This is a genomic window from Caballeronia ptereochthonis, assembly GCF_001545075.1.
GTDB classification, from domain to species: Bacteria; Pseudomonadota; Gammaproteobacteria; order Burkholderiales; family Burkholderiaceae; genus Caballeronia; species Caballeronia ptereochthonis.
In genome coordinates, this window is record NZ_FCOB02000034.1 from 26,280 (window position 1) to 39,628 (window position 13,349).

Consider the following 13,349-nt stretch of genomic DNA (forward strand, 5'->3'; position numbering starts at 1 on the left):
GACGCCGCCTACGATCCGCTCGGCGGTTCGAGCGGGAAGACCGCCGGATGGCTGCGGTTGTATGTCACGGCGTAAGTCGCGCTCGTCGCGAGCACGATCACGAAGGACCACAACACCTGCTTCGCGTCCGAACCGACAATCGCCCACAGCGAGTAGACGAATGCGACCAGCATGACGGCGATGTACTTGCCCTTCGCGTTGCCGAGATGCCCGTGACCGAGCACGAGCAGCGCCGCACAGGTGAAGATGTACGGCACCAGCGTGAAGATCACGCTCACGCCCGACACGATGCCGAACTGCTTGCTCGCATCGGGCGAAATGCTCGTCAATTGCGTCGCCGTCATCAGAATGCCGACGATGACGAGGCCCGCCACCGGCACGCCATCCTTGTTCACCTTGCCGAAGATCGGAGCAAACAGCTTGTCGTCCGCGGCGGCTTTCGCCGTCTGCGCCGTGACCAGAATCCAGCCGCCGAGCGAGCCCAGGCAGCCGAGCGCCGCACACAACGCGACGATCGCGCCGCCGCTGTCGCCCAGCATGATCTTCACGGCGTCACCGAACGGCGAGGCTGAAACCTGCAAGGCCTTGTTCGGGATGATGCCCATGATGGCGGTGGAAGAGAGCACATACGACACCGCCGCGATCAGCACGCCGCCCACGGTCGCGATCGGCACGTTCTTCTTCGGGTTCTCGACCACGGCCGCCGACACGGCTGCCGTCTCGACGCCGATGAAGGACCACAGCGTGACGTTCAGCGTGCTCTGGACGGCGTCGAAGGCATCGTGTCCGCTGACGTTCCACGCGCTCATGTAGACGTCAGGCTTGAACCAGAACCAGCCGATGATCGCCACGCCGACGATCGGTACCAGCGCGAGCACCGTGGTGACGGACTGCACGCGGGTCATGATCGACGGCCCGAGCGCGTTCACGAACACGAACAGCCACATCACGGCGATGCAGGCAAACGTGAGTACGAGCGGATGCTTGAGCACGGGGATGAAATAGCTCAGATAGCCGACCCCCACCACCGCAATGGCGATATTGCCGATCCAAGCCGAAAGCCAGTAGAGCATGTTCACCTGATAGCCTGCGAAAGGACCGAACGCCTTGCGCGCGAAGGCATACGACCCGCCCGCGGCCGGATCGATGGAGGACATCTTCGCGTACACGAGCGACAGCGCGACCGCACCCGCGATGGTGACGAGCCATCCGAAGATGGCGATCCCGCCCGTTGCCGCGAGATTGGCTGGCAGCATGAATACGCCGGAACCCATGATGTTTCCGGCCACCATCAGCGTCGCGGGGACGACGCCGACCTTCCTGACGACATTGCTCATCTTTGTTCAACGATCCTTGAGTTGTTCGGCTTTCCTGACACACCAGAAGTGGTACTTGCCCGCTTCGACCACCGCGCCTTCGACTTCCTTCTCGAAACCCGGGAAGGCCGCGCTCCATGCTTCGAGCGAGCGAAGATAGGCGAGCCACGGACCGTCGCTCGCGCCGGCGTTCTCGCCGGGCATGAGGATCGGGATGCCGGGCGGATAGGGAATTGCGCCGACGGCGATGACGCGCCCGGCCATTTCGTCGAGCGGCAGCAGCTCGACGTCGCCCGCTTTGAGCCTCGCGTTGGCCTGACGTGGCGTGAGCACAGGCGTGGGCAGCGTGCCGAATGCCGCCGCCTGCGCCTTGTCCATGGCCGACGATTTCATCCTCCCGAACATGTCGTTGGCGAGATCGCGCAGTCCCATGCCCGCATAGTGCTCGGGCGACTTCTTGACGAGATCCGGCAGGGCCTCGGTGAGCGGGCGATTGGCGTCGTAGTCGCGCTTGAAATGCAGCAGGGTATTGACGAGCGTGCCCCACTTGCCCTTGGTCACGCCTACCGAGAACAGGCACAGCACCATGAAGTCAGTCGTGCGCGACGGGATGATTCCATGGCGATAGAGATAGGCGCTCAGCACGGCGGCGGGAATGCCGGACGATTCGAGCTCGCCATCGTCGCCCATGCCCGGGCACACGATGCCGGCCTTGATCGGGTCCAGCATGCACCAGCCGTCCGGCACGCTGTCGAAGCCGTGCCAGGTCTCGCCGGGACGCAGCACCCAGCAACCGGGATCGGACGCGAGCAGTTGTCTGGGCGCATCCGCGAACGGAATGCGCTCTCCGCTCGACGGGTCCGTCACCTCGGGCGCGTTCCACGGCGCGAAGAACCATTCGCCTTGCTTCGCCAGTTCGCGGTGCGCGCGTGCGAGCGCCTGGCGGAAATCGATGGCTTCATCGATCACTTCCTGCGTCAGCATCTGGCCTTGCGAACCGTCCATCATCGATGCGCCGATCTCGTTGGCGGCGATGATCGCGTAGAGCGGCGAGGTGGTTGCCTGAGCCGTGTACGCTTCGTTGAAGCGGCTCGGGACCATCGGGCGCCGGCCGTTGCGGATATGGATGTAGGACGCCTGCGAGAGCGCGGCGAGCAGCTTGTGCGTGGAATGCGTGACGAACACCGTGGCGTCGCTCGCGCGGTGCTCGCGCGGATCGCCGCGCATGCCGAAGCGGTTCGCATACAGCGGATTGAAGCGCGCATACGCATACCATGCTTCGTCGAAGTGAATCACGTCGACCGATTGATCGAGCAGGCTCTGGACCTTGGCCGCGTCGTAGCACATGCCGTCGTAAGTGCAGTTCGTGACCACCGCATACACGGGCTTCCCGCTGCTCGCGAGGCGCGCGAGCGGGTGTTCCTCGATCTTGCGCGCGATCGACGCAGCGCTCAGCTCGGACGGCGCAATCGGCCCGATGATGCCGTAGCGATTGCGCGCGGGTGCGAGGAATACGGGAATGCCGCCGGTCGCCACGAGCCCTTGCTCGATCGACTTGTGGCAATTGCGGTCGCACACCGCGAACTCGTTGTCGCCGACCACCGCGGACATGACCGTGCGGTTCGAGCCCGACGTGCCGTTGAGGACCGAATAGCTCACATGTGAACCGAACACGCGGGACGCATAGCGCTCCGCTTCGCCGCACGGACCGTCGTGATCGAGCAGCGAACCCATCGACGAACGTTCGATACCCGTGTCCGTGCGAAACAGGTTCTCGCCGAAGAAGTCGAAGAAGAGGCGCCCTTGCGGCGTCTTCGTGAATGCGACGCCGCCCTGATGGCCCGGCGCCGCCCACGAATACTCGCGGGTGGCGGTGTATTCGAACAGCGCCTTCGTAAACGGCGGCAGGAGACTCTCGGTATAGCGGCGCATCGCGACCAGCGCGCGGCCGGCGATGAACGGGCCGGTGTCTTCCAGCGTCCAGACGAACTCGCTGGCGAGCGACATCGCTTCCAGGTCAGGCGGCTGCTCGCCCGAGCGCTCGCTCATCAGGAAGATGGGCACGCTGGCGTTGCGCGCGCGAATGGTGCGCAGGAGATCCAGCACCGGGCCCTTCCCCGGGGAATGCGCCGATCCGGTGTTCCAGTGGACGAACATGCAGTCGATGCTGGCGTCGGTCGTGACGATCGCCTCGCCGTCCGCCAGCGTGGACGCGCGCACGACCTCGACGCCGCGCGCCTCGAATTCGCCCACCAGGTCGCGGATGACATGTCCGCCCGCGCTGGACGGATCGGCAAGGGTTTCGTCGACAATCAGCACGCGATGCCGCAGTAGCTTGCTGCTACGCTCGATCATTTTTGTATCCTTCCTCGTGTCGATGGGAAATCAGGCAATGCACGCGATGCGATAGACGCCGTCCTCGACTTCGACGCCATGCGTGTCATGGATGAAGCCCGGGAAGCGCAGATCGAATCGCTCCAGCGCTTTCAGGTAGCCGAGCAGCGGGCCATCGGCGGCTCCGGCGTTCTCGCCCGGCATCAGAAGCGGAATGCCCGGCGGATAGGGCACGACGCCGGTCGCGACCGTGCGTCCTTCCATCTGATCGAGTTCGAGCAGTTCGATCCTGTTCTGCACGAGCTTTTCGTAGGCTTCTGTCGGGCTGAAATCGGGGCGCGGCAGGGTCGAGTAGGCGCGCGCCATGCGCTCGGTCGTGCCGAACTCGGCCATCGCGCCGAACATGCGGTCGCAGAGATCGCGCAAGCCAAGGCCGGCGTAGCGCAGCGGGTATTGCTCGACGAGTCCGGGCAGCACGCGTTCGAGTGGCGCATTGGCGTCGTAGTCGCGTTTGAAGTCGAGCAGCGTGTTGACGAGCGTGCCCCACTTGCCCTTGGTGACGCCCATCGAAAAGAGGAAGAGGATGGTGAAGTCGGTAGTCTTCTCGACGACGATGCCCTGGCGGTCGAGATATGCCGTCACGACACAGGCGGGGATGCCCACCGGAAGCAGGCCGCCGCCCGGGGCTACGCCCGGCGTGACGAGCGACACCTTGATCGGGTCGAGCATGCAATAGTCGTCTTCGATGTCGCCGAAGCCGTGCCACGCGTCATTCGGGTGCAGCACCCAGCACGAGGGATCGCTCGTGAGCAGCGCTTCGCTCGCCTCATGGAACGCGAAGCGGCGCCCGGTCTTGCGATCGACGACGGTCTCGGGCTGCCAGCCGTCGAAGAACCAGTCGTTCTTCTCCGCGAACTCCGCGTGCAGGCGGGCGAGCATCTGACGAAACGCGACGGCTTCGCGGATCGAATCGGTCGTGAGCGCGACGCCGCCGGCACCGTCCATCATCGCGGCGCTCACGTCGTTCGACGCGATGATCGCGTATTGCGGCGAGGTCGATGCGTGCATCATGAACGCTTCGTTGAAGCGCGCATGCCCGATCGGGTTGCGGCCATCGCGAACGTGGATGAAGGACGCCTGGGAGAGCGCGGCGAGCAGCTTGTGGGTCGACTGGGTCGCGAACACGGTGGGGCGCGTGCTGTCGTGATCGGCGGGATCGCCGTGCATCGCGTGGCGATCGCGATAGAGCGGATTGAAGCGCGCGTATCCGTACCAGGCCTCGTCGAAATGCAGGCGGTCCACGCTCTCACCGAGCAGTTGCTCGACCCGCCTGACGTTGTAGCAGAGGCCGTCGTACGTGGAATTCGTCACGACCGCGTGCACGGGCGTCGGCGTCACGCCGTCGCGCGCCTGCACGAGCGGATTGCGTTCGATCGAACTGCGCACCGTCGCCGCGGTGAGATGCTCGGGCATGATCGGGCCGATGATGCCGTAGCGGTTGCGCGAGGGCACGAGATAGGCGGGAATCGCGCCCGACATCGTCATGGCGTGCTCGATCGACTTGTGGCAGTTGCGGTCGCACAGCGCGATCTGGTTGCGCGTCACGCTGGCCATCAGGATCACGCGGTTCGACGTGGAGGAGCCGTTCGTCACGTGATACGTGCGATGCGCGCCGAAGACGCGCGCGGCGTAGCGCTCGCTTTCGCCGATCGGCCCGCTGTGATCGAGGAGCGACCCCAGCTCACCCACCGAGATGGAAAGGTCCGAGCGAAACAGCGGCTCGCCGAAGAATTCGAAGAAGGCGCGGCCCGCCGGGGACTTGAGGAAAGCTGTGCCGCCGGTGTGCCCCGGCGTGTGCCACGAATACTCGTAGACGCGCGAGAAACGCGCAAGCGCGCGGAACATGGGCGGCAGCACGGTCTCGCGATAGCGTTCGATGGCCGCCACGATGCGCCCGCTGATGAAAGGTGTCGTATCTTCGAGCATCCAGATGAAGTCGTCGGCCTTGCGCATCGCGTCCACCGGCACGCCCGACGCGCTCGTGCGGCTCGCCATCAGGAACACGGGCACGCTCTCGCTGCGCGTGCGCATGGCGTCGAGCACGGCCATCGCTTCGGTCGGGCGTGCGCCTGTTCGCGTGCCGCCAAGCTCCCAGTCGAGCAGCAGGCACTGGATCGCCGGGTCGGCGTGGATGATGTCGATGGCGTCGGCTGCGCCGGCGGCCATGACGATGTCGACGAGACGCTCGCGCAGATCGCTCGCAAGCGCCTGAACCGCCCGCGCTCCCGCACTGTCCGAGGCCGTGTCGTGGTGAACCAGGAGCGCTTTCATGCCGAGGCGGCGCGAGGCCTGATGCGTCATGCCAGTCATGCTTGTTTTTCTCCGAATGCGCCCGCGCGAAGGCGCGTGCGGTGACGAGCGTGATGAGCGGATGCCTTGCTCCAATCGCCGCAAATACGAATGCGCGACGGCGCGAGAAATTTCACGCAAGAAAATTGATTAAATTCCTAGATTTAAGCCGAGACGATGCGGAAAATTAGATAAAGCGGGAATATATATAATTTAGCCAAATAAATTTGTAATTTTTATAATATTTAGAATGACTATTGAATTGCCCTAGGTTTTGCCTTGATTGGCGACTGGCAGAACGGCGGGGGAACGAGAGGTGGGCGAACCGGCGCGGCGCGAATCGGCCGCGATGGGCAGGGAATAACCGGAGTAGTGCGCCTTGCGAGCGGCGTCAGCTTCGCTTGCGCGGCATTTGCCCTTCTTCGGTGATGATCGAATCGAACTCGGAGAGCTGGGAGAACCGCACGGCCTTGACCTTGCCGAACTTGCTCGCATCGACGACGAGATGCCGTTCCACCGCACTCGCCATGGCGGCCTGCTTGATGGCGACCTCGTGAAAGTTCCAGCATGTCACGCCGCGCGCTTCATCGACGCCGCCCGCCGACATGAACGCCTTGTTGATGCCCATGCGCCTCAGCGTCTCGACACTCTCGTCGCTCGCGAATGATTCCGACGACGGCACATACACGCCGCCCAGCAGAATCATCCGCACGTTGGGCTTGCGGCGCAGGATTTCCGCGACGTTCAGCGAATAGCACACGACCGTCAGATGCATCTCGACGGGAATCTGCCGCGCGAGCGTCGTCAGCGTGGTGCCGCAATCGATGAAGATGGTTTCGTTATCGACGAGCAGTCGCGCCGCATGGCCCGATGCGATCGCCTTGGCCTGCGCGAAATGGTCCTTCTCTTCCTCGATGGTGTAGCCCGCATTGGGCACATCGGCAGCGCTGACGATGTAGCCGCCCAGATACGTGAACTGGCCGGGATGCGCGGCGATATCGCGGCGCACCGTCATTTCCGAAACGCCAAGCAACGCGGCCGCATCGCGCAGGCGCATCACGTTCTGTTTTTCGAGTGCGCTCGAAAGGGCGCGCAAGCGGTCGTTCTTGGCCATCGGGACGGCGCGATGAGGCGTGCCATTGCTGGCGGCGTATCGCGCGAGATGTGTTAGGTTTTAGTCGTCGGATGAGAGGATTATAACAATGCAAGCCGCGTGTTTACGGCTTGCGGAGGCATGGCGCGGGTAAATCCCGAGGCGTCAGGGCTTGCGGGTGTAGCGCACCCAGACGACGTCGTGCTCCAGTTTCTCGACCGATTCGAGCTTCAGATACGTGGGCTTTTTCCAGTCGTCCATCGCCACTTCGAACGATGACGTGTGCGCCTCGCGTCCATCGACGAGCGGAACCAGCAGCACGCTGACTTCATCCGCGAGCTGCGCGTTGACGAACGCACCCGACACGTGCCCGCCGCCCTCGACGATCAGCTTGCGGATCTTCAACTCACGTTCGAGCGTATCGACCACGCGCTTCAGTTCGATGCCGTCCTTGCCGCCGAACACATACGATGCGCCGATCGATTGCAGATAGGCGAGGTAGTCGTCTTCCACGCTTTCGGCCAGCACTTCCACGATGTGCGACTCGAGCGCCGTGCCGCTCTTCCATGCGACGCGTCCCTTGGGATCGATCGAGATCGCGTACTGGCTCGCATCGCGCTTCGCGAAATGATCGATGCGCGGGATGGGACCCTTTGCGAGCCCGCGCGGATAGTCCCTGTCCTTGGCGTGCGAGATTTCCTGCATGGTGACGCGGCCGCAGACCCACGCGTCGGCCTTGAAGCGCGCGGCGGTGTCTTCATAGGTCGGCGACGCGAAATCGAGATTCCAGTTGTCGGTGAGGCTGCGGCCGTCGATCGACGACATCATGTGACAGACGATATGCATGGTCTTCTCCAGAGCAGGAAACAGGATGCGCCGGACCTCGCAAGCGCCGTGCCGCCTGCGGGAATCACGCAAACGCAGGACAATGACGGATTATTCCGCTTTCGACTCGCTTATCGACATGTCAGATCTCGCTACTTCGTTTCCGCGCCGCACCGACATCAACCCGAAGCCGCTCGGCATCGCCGCATTGCTGATCGTGCTGGGCGCGTGGTATCTCGGGCAAACCGTCGGCGCACGCCAGGCCGCGCTGTATGTGGTCGGCGCGCTGCTCGGCGTCGCGCTCTATCATGCCGCGTTCGGCTTCACGTCCGCGTGGCGCGTGTTCATCGCCGACGGCCGCGGCGCCGGCCTGCGCGCCCAGATGCTGATGCTCGCGGTCGGTGTCGCGCTGTTCTTTCCGGCGCTCGCAACGGGCTCGCTCTTCGGCATGCCCGTGACTGGGCTCGTGTCGCCGGCGGGCACGTCCGTGGTGGTGGGTGCGTTCATGTTCGGCATCGGCATGCAACTGGGCGGCGGCTGCGCGTCCGGGACGCTCTACACGGTCGGCGGCGGCAGCACGCGCATGATCGTGACGCTCGTCGCGTTCATCGCGGGCTCGGTGATCGCCACCGCGCACATGCCGTTCTGGACCGCGCTGCCATCCCTGCCGCCGATCTCGCTCGTCAAGACACTCGGCGCCGGCCCCGCGCTCGCCGTCAACTGGATCGTGTTCGCGCTGATCGCGGCGCTGACCGTCGTCATCGAGAAGCGCCGGCACGGGAAGCTCGTCGCGGCGCACGTGCAGCCGTCGCACGCATCGCCGTGGCTGCACGGTCCGTGGCCGCTGGTGGCCGGCGCCATTGCGCTCGCCGTGCTCAACTTCGCGACGCTCGCGCTGTCCGGGCGGCCGTGGGGCATCACGTCGGCGTTCGCGCTGTGGGGCGCGAAGGCGGCGGCCGGGCTCGGCGTCGATACCGCGAGTTGGCCGTACTGGATGAGCAAGGCGAACGCAGCCGCACTCGCCGCGCCGATCTCGCGCGACGTCACCTCGGTCATGGACATCGGCATCGTGCTCGGCGCGATGCTCGCCGCCGCGCTCGCGGGACGCTACGCGCCGGTATGGCGCGTGCCGCTGCGCTCGCTGATCGCGGCCATCGTCGGCGGGCTGTTGCTCGGATACGGCGCGCGGCTCGCGTACGGCTGCAACATCGGGGCGTACTTCAGCGGCATCGTGTCGGGCAGCCTGCATGGCTGGCTGTGGGTGGCCGCCGCGTTCTTCGGCAACGTGCTCGGCACGCGGCTGCGTCCGTTCTTCGGGCTCGAAGTCGAGCGCCTGCGGCCGACGTCCTGCTGATGCCTCACATCGCGCGTTGTGCGAAAATAGTCCCATGAAAAAGATCACTCTGCTCATGCTCCCCGTCGTGCTGGCCGCGCTCAGTCCGCTCGCGCATGCGAGCCTCGCGGAGGGCGCGCACGAATTCAAGGAAGACGTGAAATCCGCCGGCCGTCAGACGGGGCACGCCGCGCGCGATGCCGCTCACGCCGTCGGACAAGGCGCGAAGTCGGCGGGGCATGCCATCGCCGATACGTCCAAGCGCGGCTATCACGCCACAAAGAAGTGGGTGACGGGCGAGGAATGAGCGGCCGCGTCATGTGTTTCGCTTGCCGGTCCAGCTAGTCAGGCGACGACTTCGCCTCGCGTCGGCAAGCATCGTGAGCTTTCCTGGGCCGACGGCTTCGCCATTCAGAACGGCTATCTGTACATCGCAGATTCGCACTTGCACGAGCTCAACTTCTCGAACGGCTATCCGCGCGAGGGCAAGTTCGCAATCTTTCGCGTGCGCTTGTCCTGGCAGCCGGCGCACGGTCTGGCGGGGTGAAAGCCTTTTTACCAGCCGTGAAAGCGCCGCCACACGACGGTGCTGCCGTCGCGATCAAGTGCGTGATACTCCGGATACTGCGCGCCGGTCGCGCACGCATGATTCGGCAGGATGCGCAGCTTCATGCCGACGGGAAAGCGCTTCGCGAGTTCATCGATGCTCGTGGCGTTCTCGCGTTCGACCGCCAGGATGCCGTGCTCCTGATTCGCGCCGATGAGCGCGCAGCCTGCCAGCGGCGTGCCGTCGAGCGCGCAGGCAAGGCCGTAGCCGTAATCGCGCGTCTGCTTCGACGTGCCGCGGTCGCGGCTCATCGCCATCCATCCTGCATCGATGATGACCCAGCCCTTCTCGGCCTGATGACCGATGACGCTCGTCAGCACGCTCAACGCGATGTCGCCCGAATCGCAGACGCCGACGTTCGCCATCACCAGATCGAAGAACACGTACGCGCCGGCGCGCACTTCATCGACGCCTTCTAGATGCTTCGCGGCGAACGCGGTCGGCGTCGAGCCGATGCTCACGGTCCTGCATGCGATGCCCGCCGCGCGCAGGCGCTCGGCCGCACGCACGCATCCCGCGCGTTCCTGCTCGGCGAGCGCCGTGAGCGCCTCGGGATCGCTCAACTCGTAGCTGGAACCCGCATGCGTCATCACGCCGCCGACTTCGACGCCGCCTTCCCGCAGAATGCGTCCGATGGTCAGGAGCGCTTCGTCGTCGGGTGCGATGCCGGAGCGATGTCCGTCCGTGTCGACTTCCAGCCACACTTCGAAGGTGTCGTTCGCGGCCTTGCAAAACTCGACGATCGCCGACGCAGCCGCGGCATTGTCCGCGATGATCTTCAGGTCGCAGCCTCGTCTCTTGAGCGCCATGGCGCGCGGCAGTTTCGCGGGCGCGATGCCGACTGCATAGAGAATGTCCGTGATGCCCGCCGCGAAGAATTCCTCCGCTTCCTTGAGGGTCGAAACGGTGATGCCCTGCGCGCCCGCTGCGATCTGCGCGCGCACAACGTCGACACATTTCGTCGTCTTCACATGCGGACGGAACTTCACGCCGAGCGCATTCATGCGCGCCTGCATCGCGTCGATGTTGCGCTGCATCCTGGCGATATCGACGATTGCGGCGGGTGTGTCGAGTTGCTCGAGATTCATGATGTCTTCGTGTTGCATGTTCAGGACGATTCGCCGAAGCGGCTCGCCCATGCCGGAAGCGCTTCGAGCGTCGGGGATTCGATGTCGGGCGCGGCGCTACCTGCGACCGGCGCGAGACCGACGCGGTTATGCCAGTACGTGCGCAAGCCTATGGGCGCGGTCCCGAGCATGTCGTAACTCGATCCCGCGACGAACGCCGCGTCCGTTGCATCGACGCCGAGGTTCTCCAGCGCCAGAAGATAGGGCCGTGCATTCGGCTTGTAGAAAGCGGCTTCTTCGGCGGTGACGACCAGGTCCCAGCGAATCGGCAGGATCGACGCGGCCTGACGGCCCAGCGCGATCGAGCAATTGGTGACGACCGCGAGCTTGCAATGCGGCTGCAAGCGTTCGAGGGCTTCCTTCGCGCCGCTCCAGGGCTTTAGATCGCCCCAGTTCCGTCGAAGCGCATCCGGCGCGCTTCGAGGCAGGCCGACGCTGCTCGCTGCTTGTCGCACGAGCGATTCGTAATCGACATATGCGCCGCGGGCGTACGTGAGTTCCAGATACGCCGCGCGCCAGGTCCGGCCTTTGTCGGGCGATCCCGCCGATTCGTTCCATAGCGTCCATGAATCGAGCAGGGCGGTGAGAAGATCGAAGAGAACGGCTTTGGGGTACTGGGATGAGGTTTCGTTCACGATTGCTGCTCCTCGACGAGCGTTGTTCAGCAATGGCGTCGATTATAGGTTCGCTCAGGTTAAGCGACGCTAACTCCATGATTCAGTCAGACTGAATCTTCAGTCACGCCATGGCGGATGCGGCCGGAAGCGCGACTGCAAATACCGCATGAATTCCCGGGTTCTGCGCGGCAGGCCTGCGCGGTTGCGAGTGAGCGCGACCACGTTCGCATCAGGCGCTTTCCACGATGGCAGTAGCCGCACCAGCGCGCCCTTGCGGATATCGTCCGCGACATCCCATTCCGAGCGCAGGATGATGCCGCGTCCTTCGCACGCCCAGCGGCGGATCACGTCGCCGTCATTGCAACCGAGCTTCGTCGCGACTCTGACACTCGTACTCGTTCTTCCCTTGCTGAAGTGCCACAGCGACGCATCTTCCTTGTTTTCGTGCAGCACGATGCAAGGCAGACGTGCGAGATCCTGTGGCGACTCGGGCACGCCGAAGCGCTTCACGAATCCCGGCGATGCGCATAGAAAGCGCGCATTCGGCGCAATCGCATGACCCACCAGATTGGAAGCACGCAACTCGCCGATATGCACGACGACATCGAAACGGTCCGCGGTTTCAGTCAAAGGCTGATCGGACAGCGTGAGCGAGATGTCGACCTCGGGATTGTCGCGCTGGAAGTCCGCGATTACGGGCGCGAGATGACGCCGGCCGAAGCCGAGCGGTCCGTTGATCTTCAACGTGCCGACCAGGCCGCCGCGGCGCATCTGCAATTCATCGAAGAGTGCGTCGAATTGCTCGATCAGTTCCGCGCCGCGCTGGCACAGCAATGCGCCTTCTTCCGTGAAATGCAGCTTGCGCGCGGTGCGATCGACGAGGCGCGTGCCGAGTCTCTTCTCCAGTTGCTGCAGGCGCTGCGATACGGCCGACGGCGACAAGCCGAGCTTGCGTCCGGTCGCGACGAGGCTGCCGCTCTGCTGGATCGTGAGGAGAAAGCGGATGTCTGCGGTTTCGGTCATCGTGATTCAGGCGAGCGGTCCTTCAGGCAATTTGCGCAGCAGCGCAACGGCGATCGCGCTGCCGACGATCAATGCGATGCCCCGCGAGCGAAAGCAGCGCGATCGCCTTGGCGAGCGCATCGACGACGGCGAAGCACGGCATCGAAGCAAGGATGAAGCCAATGCTTGCGAGAGGAAGGTGGCCGGCGCGCGTGGCGGTGGTCGTAGGCATGACGCGGTGAAATCGTGGCGGAGCCTCGAATCATCGCATAGCCGCGAGTGCGGCGTCGGCCGGCCCCGTTCTTGCCCATACCTCTACGGGAAAGTCATTATTTTTGATCGGGTTGACTCCTCGAAAAGTCCTGCTAGCATACGCTCATCATGTTCATCAGCATACTGAGCAATTTCGAAGAGGCGACAGATGACTCTCAGGTTCGCGGCGAAACTCGCCGATCTCGTGGAAGACGAGCCGCTCGGCGTGACGATCGGCGAGGAGCGCATCGCGCTCTATCTGCTGGACGGCGAAGTGCGCGCCACGCATAACGTCTGCACGCATCAGTTCGCGCTCTTGAGCGACGGCTACATGGAAGACGGCTGCATCGAGTGTCCGCTGCATCAGGGGCGCTTCGACATCCGCACGGGCGCCGCGCAGTGCGCGCCGGTCACGCAGCCGATCCGCGTGTACGGGGTGCAGGTGGAGGCCGGCGAGATCTTCGTCGATCTATGATGCCCGCGGACCGGAGCGA

12 protein-coding genes are annotated in these 13,349 nt (G+C 64.3%); 3 read left to right on the forward strand and 9 right to left on the reverse strand.

The genetic code is table 11. The features are described 5' to 3' along the window. Positions 1-8: 8 nt before the first annotated feature. The 5 genes from adiC to AWB83_RS28745 form a co-directional block, all read right to left on the reverse strand. The gene (gene adiC / locus AWB83_RS28725) at positions 9-1,337 is read right to left on the reverse strand and encodes an arginine/agmatine antiporter (RefSeq protein ID WP_087049016.1); all 1,329 of its coding nucleotides are present in this window, start codon (positions 1,335-1,337) and stop codon (positions 9-11) included. 6 nt (positions 1,338-1,343) lie between these two features. After that, positions 1,344-3,671 carry an Orn/Lys/Arg family decarboxylase gene (locus AWB83_RS28730; RefSeq protein ID WP_087049017.1) on the reverse strand — a complete coding sequence of 776 codons (2,328 nt, stop codon included), beginning with the start codon at positions 3,669-3,671 and terminating at the stop codon, positions 1,344-1,346. Positions 3,672-3,701: 30 nt separating this feature from the next. After that, positions 3,702-6,020, reverse strand: coding sequence for an Orn/Lys/Arg family decarboxylase (locus AWB83_RS28735; protein ID WP_087049018.1), 2,319 nt, complete (start codon positions 6,018-6,020; stop codon positions 3,702-3,704). 370 nt (positions 6,021-6,390) lie between these two features. After that, positions 6,391-7,113: a DeoR/GlpR family DNA-binding transcription regulator gene (locus tag AWB83_RS28740; RefSeq protein ID WP_087049019.1), complete on the reverse strand. Its 723-nt coding sequence runs from the start codon at positions 7,111-7,113 to the stop codon at positions 6,391-6,393. A 144-nt stretch (positions 7,114-7,257) separates the two neighbouring features. Beyond that, entirely contained in the window at positions 7,258-7,938 is a 681-nt protein-coding gene (locus tag AWB83_RS28745; protein WP_087049020.1) for a dihydrofolate reductase family protein, read from the reverse strand. A 118-nt stretch (positions 7,939-8,056) separates the two neighbouring features. On the opposite strand from AWB83_RS28745, the gene AWB83_RS28750 reads away from it, so the two are divergent. Together AWB83_RS28750 and AWB83_RS28755 are read left to right on the forward strand one after the other, a co-directional pair. Next, a complete protein-coding gene (locus AWB83_RS28750) occupies positions 8,057-9,271 on the forward strand; it encodes a YeeE/YedE family protein (protein ID WP_087049049.1) in 1,215 nt (404 codons plus the stop codon). Between the two features lie 34 nt (positions 9,272-9,305). Beyond that, positions 9,306-9,557: a hypothetical protein gene (locus AWB83_RS28755; protein ID WP_087049021.1), complete on the forward strand. Its 252-nt coding sequence runs from the start codon at positions 9,306-9,308 to the stop codon at positions 9,555-9,557. Between the two features lie 248 nt (positions 9,558-9,805). Here AWB83_RS28755 and AWB83_RS28760 read toward each other — a convergent pair whose 3' ends face one another. The 4 genes from AWB83_RS28760 to AWB83_RS37385 form a co-directional block, all read right to left on the reverse strand. Next, entirely contained in the window at positions 9,806-10,945 is a 1,140-nt protein-coding gene (locus AWB83_RS28760; protein WP_087049050.1) for an alanine racemase, read from the reverse strand. 20 nt (positions 10,946-10,965) lie between these two features. Further along, positions 10,966-11,619: an HAD family hydrolase gene (locus AWB83_RS28765; protein ID WP_087049022.1), complete on the reverse strand. Its 654-nt coding sequence runs from the start codon at positions 11,617-11,619 to the stop codon at positions 10,966-10,968. A gap of 99 nt (positions 11,620-11,718) precedes the next feature. Further along, on the reverse strand, positions 11,719-12,624 hold the full coding sequence (locus tag AWB83_RS28770; protein ID WP_087049023.1) for a LysR family transcriptional regulator: 906 nt from the start codon (positions 12,622-12,624) through the stop codon (positions 11,719-11,721). A 22-nt stretch (positions 12,625-12,646) separates the two neighbouring features. Then, positions 12,647-12,835: a hypothetical protein gene (locus AWB83_RS37385; RefSeq protein WP_087049024.1), complete on the reverse strand. Its 189-nt coding sequence runs from the start codon at positions 12,833-12,835 to the stop codon at positions 12,647-12,649. 189 nt (positions 12,836-13,024) lie between these two features. Between AWB83_RS37385 and AWB83_RS28780 the strand changes: the two genes are divergently transcribed. Continuing rightward, positions 13,025-13,330: a non-heme iron oxygenase ferredoxin subunit gene (locus AWB83_RS28780; protein ID WP_087049025.1), complete on the forward strand. Its 306-nt coding sequence runs from the start codon at positions 13,025-13,027 to the stop codon at positions 13,328-13,330. The last annotated feature ends 19 nt before the right edge of the window (positions 13,331-13,349 follow it).

Coding starts and splice junctions, on each gene's coding strand:
- adiC (WP_087049016.1), bottom strand. CDS start 1,337: ATGAGCAATGTCGTCAGGAAGGTCGGCGTCGTCCCCGCGACGCTGATG.
- AWB83_RS28730 (WP_087049017.1), bottom strand. CDS start 3,671: ATGATCGAGCGTAGCAGCAAGCTACTGCGGCATCGCGTGCTGATTGTC.
- AWB83_RS28735 (WP_087049018.1), bottom strand. CDS start 6,020: ATGACTGGCATGACGCATCAGGCCTCGCGCCGCCTCGGCATGAAAGCG.
- AWB83_RS28740 (WP_087049019.1), bottom strand. CDS start 7,113: ATGGCCAAGAACGACCGCTTGCGCGCCCTTTCGAGCGCACTCGAAAAA.
- AWB83_RS28745 (WP_087049020.1), bottom strand. CDS start 7,938: ATGCATATCGTCTGTCACATGATGTCGTCGATCGACGGCCGCAGCCTC.
- AWB83_RS28750 (WP_087049049.1), top strand. CDS start 8,057: ATGTCAGATCTCGCTACTTCGTTTCCGCGCCGCACCGACATCAACCCG.
- AWB83_RS28755 (WP_087049021.1), top strand. CDS start 9,306: ATGAAAAAGATCACTCTGCTCATGCTCCCCGTCGTGCTGGCCGCGCTC.
- AWB83_RS28760 (WP_087049050.1), bottom strand. CDS start 10,945: ATGAATCTCGAGCAACTCGACACACCCGCCGCAATCGTCGATATCGCC.
- AWB83_RS28770 (WP_087049023.1), bottom strand. CDS start 12,624: ATGACCGAAACCGCAGACATCCGCTTTCTCCTCACGATCCAGCAGAGC.
- AWB83_RS37385 (WP_087049024.1), bottom strand. CDS start 12,835: ATGCCTACGACCACCGCCACGCGCGCCGGCCACCTTCCTCTCGCAAGC.
- AWB83_RS28780 (WP_087049025.1), top strand. CDS start 13,025: ATGACTCTCAGGTTCGCGGCGAAACTCGCCGATCTCGTGGAAGACGAG.